15 protein-coding genes and 4 pseudogenes are annotated in these 16541 nt (G+C 38.3%); 7 read left to right on the top strand and 12 right to left on the bottom strand.

Annotation, left to right across the window (positions count from 1 at the left end):
• The first annotated feature begins 1 nt into the window (after position 1).
• The 7 genes and pseudogenes from IPK31_12200 (at position 2) to IPK31_12170 (ending at position 7307) form a co-directional block, all read left to right on the top strand.
• A pseudogene (locus IPK31_12200) lies at positions 2-1116 on the top strand (M20/M25/M40 family metallo-hydrolase).
• The gene (locus IPK31_12195) at positions 1113-1286 is read left to right on the top strand and encodes a hypothetical protein (GenBank protein ID MBK8088642.1); all 174 of its coding nucleotides are present in this window, start codon (positions 1113-1115) and stop codon (positions 1284-1286) included. The pseudogene IPK31_12200 and the gene IPK31_12195 overlap by 4 nt, the downstream one beginning before the upstream one ends.
• On the top strand, positions 1270-2646 hold the full coding sequence (locus tag IPK31_12190; protein ID MBK8088641.1) for an SAM-dependent methyltransferase: 1377 nt from the start codon (positions 1270-1272) through the stop codon (positions 2644-2646). The genes IPK31_12195 and IPK31_12190 overlap by 17 nt, the downstream gene beginning before the upstream one ends.
• A gap of 15 nt (positions 2647-2661) precedes the next feature.
• A complete protein-coding gene (locus IPK31_12185; protein MBK8088640.1) occupies positions 2662-4032 on the top strand; it encodes a hypothetical protein in 1371 nt (456 codons plus the stop codon).
• Positions 4029-4208, top strand: a complete 180-nt coding sequence (locus IPK31_12180) for a hypothetical protein (protein ID MBK8088639.1) — start codon at positions 4029-4031, stop codon at positions 4206-4208. The genes IPK31_12185 and IPK31_12180 overlap by 4 nt, the downstream gene beginning before the upstream one ends.
• A 4-nt stretch (positions 4209-4212) precedes the next feature.
• Complete coding sequence (locus tag IPK31_12175) at positions 4213-5796, top strand: sulfatase-like hydrolase/transferase (GenBank protein ID MBK8088638.1); 1584 nt, start codon at positions 4213-4215, stop codon at positions 5794-5796.
• A gap of 530 nt (positions 5797-6326) precedes the next feature.
• On the top strand, positions 6327-7307 hold the full coding sequence (locus IPK31_12170; GenBank protein ID MBK8088637.1) for a sulfatase-like hydrolase/transferase: 981 nt from the start codon (positions 6327-6329) through the stop codon (positions 7305-7307).
• Positions 7308-7309: 2 nt separating this feature from the next.
• Here IPK31_12170 and aroQ read toward each other — a convergent pair whose 3' ends face one another.
• The 12 genes and pseudogenes from aroQ to IPK31_12110 all read right to left on the bottom strand — a co-directional run bounded on the left by aroQ (position 7310) and on the right by IPK31_12110 (position 16517).
• Positions 7310-7729: a type II 3-dehydroquinate dehydratase gene (gene aroQ / locus IPK31_12165; GenBank protein ID MBK8088636.1), complete on the bottom strand. Its 420-nt coding sequence runs from the start codon at positions 7727-7729 to the stop codon at positions 7310-7312.
• A gap of 61 nt (positions 7730-7790) precedes the next feature.
• Positions 7791-8912: a glutamine-hydrolyzing carbamoyl-phosphate synthase small subunit gene (gene carA / locus IPK31_12160; GenBank protein MBK8088635.1), complete on the bottom strand. Its 1122-nt coding sequence runs from the start codon at positions 8910-8912 to the stop codon at positions 7791-7793.
• A 72-nt stretch (positions 8913-8984) separates the two neighbouring features.
• On the bottom strand, positions 8985-9470 hold the full coding sequence (gene rplQ / locus IPK31_12155; GenBank protein MBK8088634.1) for a 50S ribosomal protein L17: 486 nt from the start codon (positions 9468-9470) through the stop codon (positions 8985-8987).
• A 164-nt stretch (positions 9471-9634) separates the two neighbouring features.
• Positions 9635-10633, bottom strand: a complete 999-nt coding sequence (locus IPK31_12150; protein ID MBK8088633.1) for a DNA-directed RNA polymerase subunit alpha — start codon at positions 10631-10633, stop codon at positions 9635-9637.
• Between the two features lie 119 nt (positions 10634-10752).
• Positions 10753-11354 (bottom strand): annotated as a pseudogene (gene rpsD / locus IPK31_12145) (30S ribosomal protein S4).
• Positions 11355-11493: 139 nt separating this feature from the next.
• A pseudogene (gene rpsK / locus IPK31_12140) lies at positions 11494-11900 on the bottom strand (30S ribosomal protein S11).
• 159 nt (positions 11901-12059) lie between these two features.
• A complete protein-coding gene (gene rpsM / locus IPK31_12135; protein MBK8088632.1) occupies positions 12060-12440 on the bottom strand; it encodes a 30S ribosomal protein S13 in 381 nt (126 codons plus the stop codon).
• Positions 12441-12511: 71 nt separating this feature from the next.
• Positions 12512-12628 carry a 50S ribosomal protein L36 gene (gene rpmJ / locus IPK31_12130; protein ID MBK8088631.1) on the bottom strand — a complete coding sequence of 39 codons (117 nt, stop codon included), beginning with the start codon at positions 12626-12628 and terminating at the stop codon, positions 12512-12514.
• A gap of 46 nt (positions 12629-12674) precedes the next feature.
• A complete protein-coding gene (gene infA, locus IPK31_12125; GenBank protein MBK8088630.1) occupies positions 12675-12893 on the bottom strand; it encodes a translation initiation factor IF-1 in 219 nt (72 codons plus the stop codon).
• Positions 12894-13011: 118 nt separating this feature from the next.
• Positions 13012-13419, bottom strand: coding sequence for a hypothetical protein (locus IPK31_12120; GenBank protein MBK8088629.1), 408 nt, complete (start codon positions 13417-13419; stop codon positions 13012-13014).
• A gap of 143 nt (positions 13420-13562) precedes the next feature.
• Positions 13563-15051: pseudogene (locus IPK31_12115) on the bottom strand (altronate dehydratase).
• A 20-nt stretch (positions 15052-15071) separates the two neighbouring features.
• Positions 15072-16517, bottom strand: a complete 1446-nt coding sequence (locus IPK31_12110) for a tagaturonate reductase (protein ID MBK8088628.1) — start codon at positions 16515-16517, stop codon at positions 15072-15074.
• Positions 16518-16541 lie beyond the last annotated feature (24 nt).

The raw sequence follows: 16541 nt of genomic DNA, 5'->3' as shown, positions 1-16541 counted from the left end.
GATGGCAAAAGCAACAAAAACAACTAAGAAGAAATCAATACTCACCGCTGCCTCACTCGACTTTCTGAAAAATTATCATAATACCCATTCTCCTGTTGGTTTTGAAACCAGCGGACAGAAAGTTTGGCTTGAATATATCAAACCATATATCGATACGCATTTTACTGATTCCTATGGAACAGCAGTTGGTGTGCTAAATCCTGAACACTCATTTAAAGTTGTGATAGAAGCACACACTGATGAGATCAGTTGGTTTGTAAATTATATTACCTCTGATGGATTAATTTACTTAAAACGCAATGGAGGTGTTGATCACCAGATTGCTCCTGCGAAACGTGTATTGATCCACGGTAAAAAAGGAATGGTGAAAGCTGTGTTTGGATGGCCCGCTATTCACACACGCCACAGCAGCCCTGATGCAAAAGAGCCACAACCTAAAGTAGATAATCTATGGCTTGATTGCGGTGCAAGAACGAAAAGAGAAGTAGAAGCATTAGGCATTAAAATAGGATGTGTTGTTACCTATGAAGAAGGTTTTGATGAACTGGCGCATGACTATTATATTGCCCGTGCATTTGATAACCGCATTGGTGGTTTTATGATTGCTGAAGTGGCGAGGCTGCTGAAAGAAAACAAAAAGAAACTTCCTTTGGATTATATATTGTAAACGCTGTACAGGAAGAAATCGGGTTACGGGGAGCAGAAATGATTGCCCGCAGAATTAAACCGGATGTTGCGATTGTAACTGATGTAACACATGATACAACCACTCCTATGATCAGTAAGATCGTTGAAGGAGATATCAGTTGTGGCAAAGGTCCGTCGCTTGCAACTGCACCTGCAGTTCACAATAAGCTTCTCGATTTTGTAGCTGATATTGCAGAAAAGAAAAAAATTGATGTTCAATGGCGTGCCTTGAGCCGCAGTACAGGAACAGATACCGATTCATTTGCCTATGCGAATGATGGTTGCCCTTCGGTTCTGATCAGTATTCCTTTACGTTATATGCATACTACTGTTGAAATGCTGCATAAGAGTGATGTTGAAAATACCATTCACCTGATTTACGAGACCTTGCTTGCATTAACGCCAAAGACCAATCTACGTTACTTATGATGCAGTTATTATACCTTGATCCCGGAAGCGGCAGTTACCTGATAGAGGTGATCATTGCTGCTGCATTGGGTGCATTGTTTTATTTCAAGAGTGCATGGAACCGGATCAAAAGTTTCTTCAGTAAACCAAAACCGGAAACAGAAGAAGAAAAGAATGAATCAACTGATTAATCATCATCCTGCTTCGTTCCGTGATCCATCCGGATTTATTTATGAAAAAGATGGAACTGTTTACAGGTTTGTCTCATCTGTTTATCAGCCGCATTATGACCAGCTGCAATCATCAGGGCTTGCTGCAGAATTAATCAAACAAAACTTACTGCTCCCGTTTACAGAAGTAAATGATAATCATACAGGGAGAACTGACTGGTATAAAACATTACAACCGCAACAGATTCCCTTTATCTCTTATGCATGGGAATGGAGTTTTGAACAGTTGAAGGATGCTGCATTAGCTACACTTTCAATTTGTAAAGCATCTCTGAAAAAAGGAATGATCTTAAAAGATGCTTCGCATACAAATATTCAGTTTGTTGATGGTAAAGCAAAGCTGATAGATACCATTTCGTTTGAAACATATGAACAAGGTGAATCATGGATTGCCTACCGCCAGTTTTGTGAATGCTTTCTCAATCCATTGCTGCTTGTTGCACATAAGGGTCTTGAAGTGCATAAATTATTACTGAGTTATCCTGATGGAATTCCTGCGCAGTTAACTGCAAAACTGCTGCCTTTTAAAACAAAGCTCAACCCTGTTGTTTATCTGCATGTGCATTTACATGCAAAACTTTCAGGAAAGAAGACTTCAAAAGAAACGAAAGCAACAAGAAAGGTATCCGTAAAAAATATTGAGCAAATCATTCAAAGCCTGTATGATTGTATTAAAGGACTTTCAGTTCCTGAAACCACTACAACCTGGAATAACTATTACGAAGAAACAATATTGAGTGTAAACTATCTTTCGGAAAAAAAGAAACTGGTTTCATCATTACTTGAGAAAATGACTTATAACACGGTTATTGATCTTGGTGCAAATGAAGGTGAGTTTTCTTTACTCTGCAAAAAAGAAGCGCTTGTTATTGCAACAGACTTTGACAGTGCCTGTATCAATTCATTTTATACAACACTTACAAAACAAAAGCAGAAGAACATTTTACCACTGGTTGTTGATCTTACTTACCCATCTCCTGATATGGGATGGGTGAATACTGAACGCCCTGCTTTTTTTCAGTCGGAAAAATTTGATGTGGGTTTTGCATTGGCGCTGATTCATCACCTTGCAATTGGAAAGAATCTATCGTTTGAACAACTTGCTGTTTTCTTTGCAGAGTCATGCAGCCAGTTGGTGATTGAATTTGTGCCAAAAGAAGATCCGAAAGTGAAAGAAATGCTAACCTGGAGAAAGGATATTTTTGAAAACTATACTGAGGATCATTTTCAAACTGTTTTTGAAAATCAGTTTGAATTGAAAACTAAAATACCTGTTCCGGGTTCAGTAAGGGTGTTATATCACTTTCAGAAACAACAGTAAACCACACAGCTTACCATGAAGGAAAAGCTATTATCGGCCCTGCAGAAGAAACCATACTTCCTGGTTTTATTGCCGTTTTTTTTCATTGCGCACGGGTATAATGACTTCTTTGGTTTCTTTCCTTTCCAATTCGTTCTGTTCAATTTAATTGCTGTTCTTTTTTGTGCTGCGGTTTTATACCTTCTTGCGGCTGCTTTATTCAGAAAGAAGGGAAAAAATGCTTTGTTTACTTTCTGGCTGTTATTGTTCATGCTTGTATTTGGAACAATACATGATGTTCTGAAAAAACTGCTTCATGAAGGTTTCTTCAGTAGCTATACATTTATTATTCCTTTCTTCTTACTGCTTTTTATCATGCTTTTCATCTATTTGAAGAAGAGTAAGTCCTTATTTATCCGCTCGTTTCAATTCCTAAACCTGCTCCTTTTATTTCTGCTTGCTTATGAAATTGCAGATGCAGTTATTAATTTCAGTAAATTTAAAAAAGGAAATAACCTTCTTGATAACAGGTTCAACGCATTTAACAGTTTCAATCCGCAAATACAGGTTTCTGATTCAGCCAAACCGGATATCTATTTCCTTGTGTTTGATGCCATGCCGTCAACCAAAGCAATGAAAACAAGCTGGAACTATGACAACAGTTCGCTGGATAGTTTTTTGCTCAATGAAAACTTCCATATCAGCCATAATTCAAAGAGTAATTATAACCTCACTGTATTATCAGTCAGCAGTACGTTGAATATGGATTACACACCTAGGGTTGATTTTTACCAGGATGAAACGAAAATGTATTTCAAAGCTGCCTCATCAATTGTCGACAATTCTTTAACAAGAATTCTGAGAAAAGAAGGTTACAGCATTTCTCAGTATCAGTCAATCTCATTCACTAATAAAGACTGGAAAGGGAATCTCTTTTTCAAGGATATGCTGTACATGAATTACTTCTATAAAACATTGCCGGGACGTATTTATAGGGACTTGGGCTGGAATCTTTCCAGACTAAAGCTGAGAATCATTGCTGATTTTACACTTTCAAAGTATGCGAAAAGAAATAAACAGGCGGAAGACGATTTGCATATGACCGCTGATCTTGTAAAAAACAGTTGCTCATTAAAAAGAAGTTCACCTCAATTTATATATGCCCATTTTCAATTGCCGCATGATCCGTATATATTTGACAGCACAGGAAAACTAAAGCCGGTTGAAAAAACAATACAGCTATCTGAAGCAGAACAGCAGCAGGCTTTTATTGAGCAGGTGAAATTTGCAAATAATCTCATTAACGGGCTTGTTTCTCACATTAAAACCAGTAATAAAAAAATACAGTCATCATCCTCGAAGGCAATCATGGATACCGCAATATCTACGGTGAAAAAGGGTATATGATCTACGATAACCTGAATAGTATTTATTATCCTGATGAAGATTACCAAAATCTTTACCCCTCTATCAGCCCTGTGAACAGCTTTCGTGCAGTGCTGAATAAATTCTTTTCATCAAATCTCTCTTTATTAAAAGATAGCAGTATTTTCATTCCTTATACATTACCGGGAGAAAAATAGCAGTATGAACCTGTTCTACCAAAAAGTAAAAACATTTCTCAAAGCCTGGCCGTTCTTTCTGCTGTTACTGCCTGTTTTTTTTATTTACAGCGGGTACAATGAATTATTCGGCTTTCTCAGTGTAAAATTCCTGCTTGTTAATTTTCTGTTTATCGTAACAGGTACACTCGTTGTGTTGACTATAAGCTTCCTGCTTTTCAGAAATGGGGCAAAAGCTGCAATTTTTACATTTTTCTTCTGTCTCATATGCCTCAGCTTTGGCTATCTGCACGATAGTTTGAAGCAGTTAAACCTATCTCCGTTTCTTACTAAGTTCACAGGTATATTACCAATACTTGTGCTGTTGTTTGTGATCCTGTTAATCTACCTGCGTAAAAGAAGAAGCAGCTTCGCTGAACTTTACCTGTTTCTGAACCTGCTTTTTGTGATTTTGATTTTATCGGAAATCCCAAACAGTGTTAAAAGATACAGGCTGGACAAAAGCGTTCACAATCTCATTGACTTCCGGTTTAACGCTTTTAATGAATATAACCCACTGCAAATAACACCTGATTCCTTAAAGCCTGATATCTATTTTCTTGTATTTGATGCCATGGCATCATCAAAAAGTTTGCAGGAAAATTTTGGAAAGAATAATTACAAGCTTGATACATTCCTTCTGCAGCATGGTTTTTATGTTGCTGCTGATGCAAAAGCAAATTACAACTGGACCATTCATTCACTCAGCAGTACATTCAACATGGATTATCTGCCCAACTGGATTGCTCCGGTTATGAATGATCCTAAAGCATATTTCTGGGGTTCAGCCTCCATCCTCAACAATTCGCTTTTTTCAATTCTGAAGAAAGAAGGATATCAAACGAAAAGTTATCAACCTGTTTCCTATGCAAACCCAGATTGGCCGGGAGTATCTTACTTCAACAGCCTCAAAGAAAGTCATTACTATTATAAAACTCTGCCCGGCCGTATTTACAGGGATGTTTTCTGGAATTATTCTAAAATTGATATTGGCTTTATAAAAGAACAGCAGATGCAGATCATTGATGTAAGAAATAATGAAAAGAAACTGCTTTTTGATACTACTAAAGCGCTGATCAAAAATTCCTGTTCTCAAACCGGCCACCCGAAATTCATTTATGGGCATTTTATGCTTCCTCATGAACCTTATACGTTTGACAGCACCGGAAAAGTAAAAACAGCTGAGCAAACAATTATCAAACATAGAGAAGATGATGCAGAAGCCTATTTTAACCAGGTTGTTTTTGCAGACAAAGTGATTCAAGAACTTGTTGCTTATATACAACAGCACAATAAAAAGAATACAATCATCATCGTTGAAGGCGATCATGGATACAGAACATCCGAAGGGAATAAAGCAGGATATACATTTCAGAATCTCAATGCAGTTTATTTTCCTGATCAGAAATATGAAATGCTATACGATTCACTCTCTCCGGTAAATACTTTCAGAATTGTATTAAACAAATATTTTGCTGCGGGTTTGCCCTTACTAAAAGACAGCAGCACACTTGTTACTCAACAAAAGGAAACAATCCGAAAGACTGAAAAGATTACAAAGCAGAAATAACAAATTGAAAACCGGCTTAAATGCAATACCTGAAAAAAATATGGCCCGCTCCCCTGCATTGTTTTTTAGTCCCATTGTTTTTTATAATTCACAACTATGTTGATTTTTTGGGGCTTACTGATTTTAGTAAATTATCCTGGTCAATAGCAGTATGGTTAACTGCGCCGCTTTTGTTAATACTGGTTTACCGGTTACTACTGAAGGATTTACAAAAAGCCTCACTCATTACTACAGTTTTGCTTTGCATCTATTTTTTTACCGGTCCTCTTATAAAAGAATTTAAAGATCTCCCGTATCTCCACTTTTTGTTTAAATACTCGGTGCTTATTCCACTCCTGTTTATTCTGATCACATATATTCATATACAGCTTTTCAAAAACAAAAAAAACTTTTATACAACACATCTCTTTTTATCAATTACTTTCCTATCCTTACTTGCATTTGATATAATCAGGCTTGCAGGCATTGGCCCTGAAAAACTCAAATCGAGAAACTCACTTCAGATAACAAATGAAGTGCAATTAAAACAGGTGAACATATCAAATGAGTTAAAACCTGACATCTATCTTTTAATTTTTGATGAGCACCCAAGCAGCAAATCGTTGAAAACACTGTTTAACTATGACAATACGGCTTTAGACAGCAGCTTAACCAACCTGGGGTTTAAGGTTTCCTCCAATGCAACAAGTCAATTTCCTTATACTGTGCCTTCTCTTTACTCTCTTTTGGGTTTAAATGAATTTCATTCAAACAATACTGCTGATTTTACATTTAAAGAACTCAATGCTGTCGGAGATAATCTTACTGATAATAAGCTTATCCCTTTTCTGCAGACTAACGGATACAACTTTATTAACGCCAGTATTTTTGACGTGAAAAAAAAACCATCTCTTGTTCGAAATTATTTAGACTGGAATACTCCTGAAGATATGATACGAAAGCAAACATTTTTCAACAGGATAAAGGAAGACTTGAGCTGGAACTATACCAATCTTTATAAACGAAAATTTATTGGAGATCTGAATTCCACAATTAAAAAAGAAGTTGCTTATACAAAAGAGATTGTTCATTTAATTGACTCTTCATTACTTTTGCAGGCAAATAAACCCAAATTTTTTTATGGGCATTTTTTTCTTCCACATCTCCCTTATAAATTTAACAGGGAAGGAAATGTAATTCACTGGACTTATGAAACTTATCTCAATGATTACTCTTCTAATGAAACCTATTTGTCACAACTGGAATATACAAGAAAGTTTATCATAAATCTAACAGCAAAAATCAGAGAAGGGAATCAACGCCCTGCAATTATCATTGTACAGGGCGATCACGGATATAGAATGTTTGATCTGAATAAATACTCCGTCGATAATAAATATAAAATTCTTTCGGCCATTTATTTCCCTGATCAGGACTACAGCCAGATATCCGATAGCCTCTTCTCACCCAATACTTTCAGAATTATTCTAAACAAGTATTTCAACCAGCAAATTCCATTGCTAAAAAAGTAAATTTATTGTATCAGATATGTCACTGCCAATTCATACCCCTTAAGCCCCAGCCCAAAAATACTCCCAACTGCTTTTCCGCTTACATGAGAAAGCTTTCTGAAATCTTCCCTTGCATGTACATTAGAGATATGCACTTCAACTACAGGAGTTTTAATAGCAGCAATGGCATCGCCAATAGCTACAGAAGTATGCGTATAACCTGCAGGGTTGAATACAATTCCATCAAATGAATAACCCACACGCTGCAGTTCATTGATCAACTCACCTTCTACATTACTCTGGTAATAATGAAACTCGACAGTTGGAAATTTCGCTTTCAACTCATTTAAAAAATCTTCAAATGGTTTATTTCCATAAATATCTGTTTCTCTTTTACCAAGCAGATTTAAGTTGGGGCCGTTAATGATGGCGATCTTCTTCATAATATAAATATAAGAAACAACTGCAGATGAAAAGCCCCAACGTTTCGGTCGGGGCTTCTTATTAATTTAAACTCTTTTGAATCATTTGTATAAAATCATCGAACAGGTAGCGGCTGTCGTGCGGGCCAGGCGTACTTTCGGGGTGATGTTGCACCGAGAAAGCCGGACGATCTTTCAACCTGATTCCTTCAATAGAACCATCATTCAAATTCAGATGAGTTATTTCTACATTCTCAGCTTTACGTACTGCTTCCGGATCAACACCAAAGCCATGGTTCTGTGTAGTGATTTCACATAAGCCTGTAATCATATTCTTTACAGGATGATTCAATCCTCTGTGCCCATGATGCATTTTAAAAGTGGGGATATTATTCGCCAAAGCAAGCAACTGATGTCCCAGGCAAATACCGAAGGTTGGCTTCTTTTCGCTGATGATATTTTTCACTGTTTCAATTGCATAGTCCATGCTTGCAGGGTCGCCGGGACCATTTGAAATAAAGTATCCGTTTGGATTGAATTCTTTTAATTCATCCACTTTCGTTTTAGCAGGGAATACTTTCAGGAAAGCGCCACGATCAACCATGCACTGTAAAATATTCAGCTTTGTACCAAAATCCATCACAGCAATACGTACAGGTGATTTTTCGTCACCCATTGTAAATGCTTCTTTGGTGCTCACGGTACTTGCTAATTCCAACCCTTCCATCGATGGAACTTTTGCTAACTCATCTTTCAGTTTTGCTTCATCCATTGTTTCAGATGATATAATACAGTTCATAGCACCTTTCGTACGCACATGTGCCACAAGAGCTCTTGTATCTACATCTTCAATCGCCACAATATTCTGTGCTTCTAAGTATTGCTGTAAAGAATGATCAGCATAATATCTTGAGTAACGGTCTTCCAGGTTACGTCCTATCAGTCCTTTAATCTTTACACTGTTGCTTTCTACATCTTTCACAAATGTGCCGTAGTTACCTGTATGCACATTGTTCATAATGATGATCTGGCCGGTATAGCTGGGATCAGTAAATACTTCCTGGTATCCTGTCATACCGGTATTGAAACAAATTTCACCGGTTGCAGTCCCGATTTTTCCAAAAGCTTTACCGTAAAAAACATTTCCGTCTTCCAGCATCAAGATAGCTGTCTGAATTCCTGTTGGCTTGTGTGGTTGTGTCATAATTAGTATGCAAAATAAAAGAGGCAGAACCAATTGTCCCGCCTCTTTATCAGATTTTTTTCAACATTGCTATTATTCAGCTGTTTTTTCTTCTGTAGTTTCAGCAGCAGGAGCTTCTTCAGCCTTTTTCTTCGCACCACCGGCACGACGTGTTTTCTTGGCAGGAGCAGCAGCTTCACCTTTTCCTTTACCGTAGATTTCATTGAAATCAACCAGTTCAATCATGGCTTTTTCTGCGTTATCACCCACACGGATACCCAATTTCAGGATACGTGTATAACCACCGGGGCGGCTGGCGATCTTTTCTGCAACTGTGCTGAACAGTTCAGTAACCGCTTCCTTATTCTGTAAATAGCTGAACACAACACGACGTGAATGTGTTGAGTTGTCTTTTGATTTTGTAATCAGTGGCTCGATCCATGTACGCAATGCTTTTGCCTTTGTTAAGGTTGTAACAATACGCTTGTGCTGAATCAGCTCGATTGCGAGGTTAGTCAGCAACGCTTTTCTGTGAGAAGCGGTACGACTAAGATTTTTGATTTTGTCTCCGTGACGCATGACATTTGAATTTGATAATTTGAAAATTGGACAATTTGAAAATTAACCCAACATCAAATCCTTGTTATTAATAAGCTGTACCGTGTCAGGAATTACAGCCTTTTCCTAAATACTTATACTGTTGCCTTTCAAGTCTCCCCTCGGGGGAGATTTAGAGGGGCTGCTTAATCGATATTATCCAATCCCATTTTGTGAAGATCCATACCGAAGTGTAAGCCTCTTTCGCCTAACACCTGCTCAATTTCAGCCAGAGATTTCTGACCAAAGTTGCGGAACTTCATCAGGTCTTCCTGCTCGTACTGTACCAACTCACTTAATGAATTGATCTTCGCAGCTTTCAGACAGTTGAAGGCACGAACTGAAAGATCGAGGTCTTCCAATGGAGTCTTCAGCACTTTACGTAATTGCAGCATTTGCTCATCTACTACATCTTCTTTCTTCTCTTCTTTATTATCAAACGTAATATTTTCGTCTGTAATAATCATCAGGTGCTGAATCAAAATACGGCTTGCCTGCTTTACAGCTTCTTCCGGATGAATAGTACCATCAGTTACTACATCCATTACTAATTTTTCAAAATCAGTACGCTGTTCCACACGGGTATTTTCAATCAGGTACTTTACATTTTTGATTGGCGTAAAGATGGCATCAGTAGCAATGTAGCCAAATGGTGCATCCTTTGGTTTGTTGTCCTCTGCAGGAACATAACCACGGCCTTTCGCAATGTTGATTTCAATATCAAGCTTAGCACTTGGATCAAGAGTACAAATGAGTAACTCAGGATTCATTACTTCAAAGCTTGCTGTTGCTTCACCAATGTTAGCAGCAGTGAACTCAGTTTTATTTTTCAGGCTCAATGTGATTTTTTCAGCACTCACATCATGCTCTACTTTCTTTTTAAAACGAACCTGCTTGAGGTTAAGAATGATTTCTACTAAATCTTCGCTGATACCTTTGATAGTTGCAAATTCATGGTCTGCGCCTTCAATTTTGATACCTACAATTGCATGACCTTCCAGTGAATTCAACAACACACGGCGTAATGCATTACCAATGGTAACACCATATCCGGGTTCAAGTGGGCGAAATTCAAATTGAGCTTCAAAGTCATTTGCCTTCTGAAGAACAATTTTGTCGGGTTTTACGAAATTCAAAATAGCCATATTGAAGTTTCTGTTTTACATTTTTTTGAATCGGCTGTTAAGCCTTGTTTGTCTTCCGTTGCGTCGCACTCTTGTACAGTTTGTATACCTGCTCACCATTCACGACTCACACCTCACGATTACTTGCTGTACAATTCCACGATCAGTTGTTCCTTGATATTCTCAGGAACACTTTCACGCTCAGGGAATGCAATGAACGTGCCTTTTAATTCAGCTTCATTCCAGTCTAACCAGTTGAATTTAGGATTCTTTCCTTTTACCATTCCGGTAACAGATACATTATCCTTGCTCTTTTCTTTTAAACTGATTACATCACCAGGTTGCAGGCTGAAAGATGGTACGTTTACCACTTCACCATTTACAGTAACGTGTTTGTGACTTACGAGCTGGCGTGCAGCAGGACGGCTTGGAGCAATACCTAAACGGTAAATTGCATTATCCAAACGGGCTTCCAGCAAACGGATCAGGTTTTCACCTGTAACTCCTTTTATACGGGCAGCTTCATCAAATGTTTTGCGAATTGTTTCTCCAATAAGCCATAAGTGTATTTGGCTTTTTGTTTTTCACGCAACTGTAAAGCGTATTCACCTAAAGTTTTACGTTTACGCTGTGCGCCGTGCTGGCCGGAGGGTTGCTGTTTTTACCAACCACTTGCCATTTCCTAAAATGGGCTCACCGAAAATACGGAGATCTTGGTCTTTGGACCTGTGTAACGTGCCATAATTTTTATTCATTTACGCTTTTAGAAACCGGTGCGCTGATCAGTAAAAGCGTTAAAAAATCAATCAGACACCCTTTATTAAATGAATGAATCCTGGCGATTCAATATGTTATCCTGGCTCCTATTGGAGTTTCGGAGATTAAACTCTTCTCTTTTTGGGAGGACGGCAACCATTGTGTGGTAAAGGAGTAACGTCTTTAATCATTACTACTTCAATACCGCTCTGTGATAAAGCACGGATGGCGCCTTCACGACCAGAACCCGGTCCTTTCACAAATACATCTACACGCTTAACACCTGCGTCAAAAGCTTTTTTTGCAGCTTCTGCAGATGCAACCTGTGCAGCATAAGGAGTATTTTCTTGGAACCTTTAAAGCCCATTTTACCGGCGCTGCTCCAGGAAATAACCTGTCCCTGCTTGTTGGTTAAACTGATAATGATGTTGTTGAAGGTTGCACTGATATGTGCATCACCATGCGAATCAACCTTTACAATTCTTTTTTTGGCGGCTGCTTTAGCGCTCACCTGTTGTTGTGCTTTTGCCATAACTTAAAAAACCGAGGTAGTCTATTTTTAATAATTATCCCGCTTTTAAACGGGACCAGATCAACACTCCATCTGCACCAAACATCTGTAATTGATCTGTAAGAACCGGTGCATTATATAAAGCCAAAAGCTGATAGCTAATGCTAACAGCTTCCGGTATTATTTCTTAGCTGCTTTCTTCTTACCTGCAACTGTCTTACGTTTACCCTTACGTGTACGGCTGTTTGTTTTCGTACGCTGTCCACGAACTGGTAATCCTTTACGGTGACGCAGGCCACGGTAACAGGCAATATCAAGCAAACGCTTGATGCTCATCTGCACTTCACTACGCAACTGACCTTCTACTTTGAACTCGTTGGTGATGATGTTACGGATGGCATTCTGCTCATCATCGTCCCATGCATTCACTTTCTTATTCACGTCAACACCAGCTTTTTCTAAGATGTAACGGGCAGTAGAGGGACCAATACCATAGATATAGGTTAATCCTATCTCTCCTCTTTTATTCTTTGGTAAATCAACACCGGCAATACGAGCCATAATTTATCTAATTGTTGTTTTTAATTAATCTTGAGTTACAAGTTGCTGGTTACTGGTAACCTGCAGACTTCTTATCCCTGGCGCTGTTTAAAGCGGGGATTCTTTTTGTTAACTACGTACAGGCGGCCTTTTCTGCGTACAATTTTGCAGTCAACGCTGCGCTTTTTAATGGATGCTCTAACTTTCATCGTTTTATGTTTTCTGCGTTAAGCTTTCGGCTTTTGGCGTTAAGCATTATTTATACCTGAAAATGATGCTGCCCCTGCTTAAATCATATGGACTCATTTCAACTCCAACCTTATCGCCGGGAAGAATACGGATGTAGTGCATCCTCATTTTTCCTGAAATTGTAGCCAGAATTTCGTGCCCATTTTCAAGCTGTACCCTAAACATAGCATTGCTCAATGCCTCTAAAATCTTACCGTCCTGTTTAATTAATGCTTGTTTAGCCATACTTTTTGGGGTCGCAAAGATAGGAGGATTTATGGAAAAGTTTACAAAAAAAACAGCCCCGATCACAATTCTTAAAAAAAAATATGTGACCGGGGGCAAAAATATGAATTTCTTCTGCTTAAATAGCCTCAGCAGTAAGATGAACTTTCGTCATATCCAGATAATAATTCTGGAGCTGATGCAATGCAATTGACTGATTTACATGGCGTTTATCTTCTCTGTACCAGAAACTGATATTACTGAAGTCGTCCTTTCTATCAAGGTGTACCCGGAACGACCCTTTTAAATATTTTACTGAGCCGTCTTCATGATCCTCCCGCTGAAAATTTATTTTTTTAAGGGCTGCATCACTCAACGGAATGGCACTCAGGTCTTCGCCGGGATACCAAAAATCCTGTTGTCCGTTTGTTTCAAGCAGTGCCATGTGCTGTACATTGTCTACTTCCAGCACTTCTCCTTCCATTTGTGTTCCTTCATTATTAACCATAACAAAGTCGCCTTCTTTGAGTTCAGAAATTTTGATCATATGACAGTCGTTTTTTGTTCATCCTAATTTAATCAAATATCCGGCCATTGCAAAGTTTCGGGCAGATGATTCTCAACAGCCGGGCAAATAAAAAGGCAGCACAATCAATAAGACTGTGCTGCCATCATTCAATAATAATATTCTTATAAAGTTACTCCGCTTTTAAAAATCGCTATTTCACGGAAACCAGCTCTTTCATGATTTGCTTTTTCGCCACTGGCTACTTTGATAATTTTATCAATCAGTTCGTCCAGTCCTTCATCAAAGCTTTTATCTTCTGCTAATGGACCTGCATTATAATCGATCCAATGCGGCTTATTCTTTGCCAGCTCAGAATTGGTAGCAATTTTCAATGTAGGAATGAAACTGCCGAATGGAGTTCCCCTTCCTGTTGTAAACAATACAATATGACTGCCTGCTGAACCCAATGCTGTTGTTGAAACCAAGTCATTCCCCGGGGAGCTTAAAAGATTCAGTCCTTTGGTTTTTAAACGCTCACCATACTTTAATACATCAACCACTGTTGCATTGCCACCTTTTTGTGTACAACCCAGCGATTTATCTTCGAGTGTAGAAATACCGCCGGTTTTATTTCCGGGTGACGGGTTTTCGTAAATCGGCTGTTTGAGATCAATAAAGTATTGTTTGAAATCGTTAATAAGATGAACAGTTTTTTCAAACACATCTCTATTTACACAACGATCCATCAAAATAGTTTCAGCTCCAAACATTTCAGGAACTTCTGTCAACACCGTTGTTCCGCCCTGGCTGATTAAGAAATCAGAAAAATATCCTACCAATGGATTTGCAGTAATTCCAGATAAGCCATCTGAACCACCGCATTTCAATCCAACTTTTAATTCAGAAAGTGGAATGGGTTCTCTTTTATCTTTTCTTATTTCTTCATAAATTTCTTTTAATAACGTAACAGCTTCTGTTACCTCATCCTGCACTTTTTGAGTAGATAAGAATTTAATTCTTGATGGATCAAATTCACCCAGGTTTATTTCAAATTCGTCAATCTTATTGTTTTCACAACCTAACCCCAGCACCAATACACCACCTGCATTTGGATGCAAAGCAATGTCAGCAAGAATTTGTCTTGTGTTTTTATGATCATCACCCAACTGGGAACAACCATAGTTATGTTTAAACACTTCAATCCCTTCCAGGTCAGTTGGGTTTACTTCCCGCTTTAAATTCACGGATGATCTGTTCAGCAATTCCATTTACACAACCTACTGTAGGCACAACCCATATTTCATTGCGGATACCCACTTCTCCATTCTTACGGCGGTATCCGTTGAACGTTAAATTGCGGTTGGGATGAACCAGTTCATGCAATACAGGGTTATAAGAATAATCAAATACATCTCCCAGCTTGGTTTTTACATTCTGCACATGGATATGCTCACCTCTTCTAATCTCAGTTCTACTGATCCCGATCGGGTAACCGTATTTAATAATATCAGTTCCTTCGGGCATATCAGCTAATGCAATTTTATGTCCACGGGCAATATCATTCAGCAATTTGATTTCTTTGCCATCAACAGTAATGGTTTCGCCTTCTTTAAAATCCCTCAGTGCAATGACAACATTGTCCTTTGGATTTATTTTTATCAGTTCCTTCATTTGGTGGTTATTTATACTGCTTAAACTAATTCAATGGCTTTTTGCATACCATTGTTTAAAATGCTTACAAGATGTTTGGTAGCAAGATCAGTCAGTCCACTTATTTCATTCAGATTCATTTTCCAGTTCTTATCATAAGCCAGTACATCTGTTACAACAAGTTTTACTGATGCATCTGTTCCATCATATTTGGCCCATGCATCTTTTAACAGGCTCATTAATGCTGCATCATCATTCAACGCTATATCCGCTTCACCTCTTTTGCCTTTATAAAAAGCAATGGTTGATGCGAGTGAAAAAGTGAGTTTGTCTGGCAATGTTCCTTTTCTTTTATTGTATTCTAATAAAGAAGGAAGCACCCTTGTTTCAAACTTGCTCCATGAGTTTAAAGAAATACTCATCAGCAGATGCTTGATGAATGGATTTGAAAAACGTTCCAGTACAGCAGCCGCAAAATCCTGCAGTTCCTGCAAAGGCAGATCCAGTGTTGGGATAATCTCATCAAACAATGCATCCTTGATAAATTTACCCACCGCTTTATCTTCCATTGATTCACGTACTGTATCTATACCATATAAGTAAGCTACGGGAACTAATGCTGTATGCACACCATTCAGGATTCTTACTTTCCGTACTTTATAAGGAGTAACATCTTTTACATACAATACATTCAATCCAATGGAAGGGAAAGGCAATTCTTTTTCCAACCCGCTTTCATTCTGGATTACCCACAAATGGAAGGGTTCACCTTCAACCACCTGCTTATCTTCATAACCCAGCTCAGCTGTAATTTCAGCCATCCTGTCTCTTGGGTAGCCGGGCACAATCCGGTCAACCAACGTATTATTAAATGTACAGGCGCTGTTCAGCCAATCAACAAAACCGGCATCCAATTTCCAGTCAGCAGCGAGATGCAGAATTACTTTCTTTAAGTTATCAGCATTTTTATCAATCAATTCACATGGAATTAAATGAACACCTTTTGACTGATCGCCTTCAAAGGTCTTATAACGATGATATAACCAAACAGTAAGCTTAGCTGGATAAGAAGCAGGAGGTGTATCCGACAACTGATCATCTGCTTTATACGTAATCCCTGCTTCTGTTGTGTTGGAAATCACAAAACGCCTATCAGGGTTTTCAGCAGTTTGTACATAACCGGCAAACTGTGTATCAGGATTTAAAGCCCTGCTGATGACATTGATTGTTTCGTGATAGTTTTCAACCTTGCCATTTTGCAAACCACGCAAATAAATTGTATACAGGCCATCCTGTTCATTCAGCATATCGGCCATTCCCATTTCAATTGGCTGAACTACCACAACAGAACCATTAAAATTTGCCTTTTTATTCAATTCATTGAACATCCAATCGACAAAACAACGGAGAAAATTTCCCTCTCCGAACTGAAGTACTTTTTCAGGATATTGCTGATATCCGGTAAAAGATTTTTTTGAAAGAAGCATTTCGTTAGTATTATTAGGCGATAA

Source organism: Chitinophagaceae bacterium (genome assembly GCA_016713085.1).
In the GTDB taxonomy this organism is placed as follows: Bacteria; Bacteroidota; Bacteroidia; order Chitinophagales; family Chitinophagaceae; genus Lacibacter.
This window is presented reverse-complemented; position numbering and strand designations above follow the sequence as displayed.

Coding starts and splice junctions, on each gene's coding strand:
- IPK31_12195 (MBK8088642.1), top strand. CDS start 1,113: ATGATGCAGTTATTATACCTTGATCCCGGAAGCGGCAGTTACCTGATA.
- IPK31_12190 (MBK8088641.1), top strand. CDS start 1,270: ATGAATCAACTGATTAATCATCATCCTGCTTCGTTCCGTGATCCATCC.
- IPK31_12185 (MBK8088640.1), top strand. CDS start 2,662: ATGAAGGAAAAGCTATTATCGGCCCTGCAGAAGAAACCATACTTCCTG.
- IPK31_12180 (MBK8088639.1), top strand. CDS start 4,029: ATGATCTACGATAACCTGAATAGTATTTATTATCCTGATGAAGATTAC.
- IPK31_12175 (MBK8088638.1), top strand. CDS start 4,213: ATGAACCTGTTCTACCAAAAAGTAAAAACATTTCTCAAAGCCTGGCCG.
- aroQ (MBK8088636.1), bottom strand. CDS start 7,729: ATGAAGAAGATCGCCATCATTAACGGCCCCAACTTAAATCTGCTTGGT.
- carA (MBK8088635.1), bottom strand. CDS start 8,912: ATGACACAACCACACAAGCCAACAGGAATTCAGACAGCTATCTTGATG.
- rplQ (MBK8088634.1), bottom strand. CDS start 9,470: ATGCGTCACGGAGACAAAATCAAAAATCTTAGTCGTACCGCTTCTCAC.
- IPK31_12150 (MBK8088633.1), bottom strand. CDS start 10,633: ATGGCTATTTTGAATTTCGTAAAACCCGACAAAATTGTTCTTCAGAAG.
- rpsM (MBK8088632.1), bottom strand. CDS start 12,440: ATGGCTCGTATTGCCGGTGTTGATTTACCAAAGAATAAAAGAGGAGAG.
- rpmJ (MBK8088631.1), bottom strand. CDS start 12,628: ATGAAAGTTAGAGCATCCATTAAAAAGCGCAGCGTTGACTGCAAAATT.
- infA (MBK8088630.1), bottom strand. CDS start 12,893: ATGGCTAAACAAGCATTAATTAAACAGGACGGTAAGATTTTAGAGGCA.
- IPK31_12120 (MBK8088629.1), bottom strand. CDS start 13,419: ATGATCAAAATTTCTGAACTCAAAGAAGGCGACTTTGTTATGGTTAAT.
- IPK31_12110 (MBK8088628.1), bottom strand. CDS start 16,517: ATGCTTCTTTCAAAAAAATCTTTTACCGGATATCAGCAATATCCTGAA.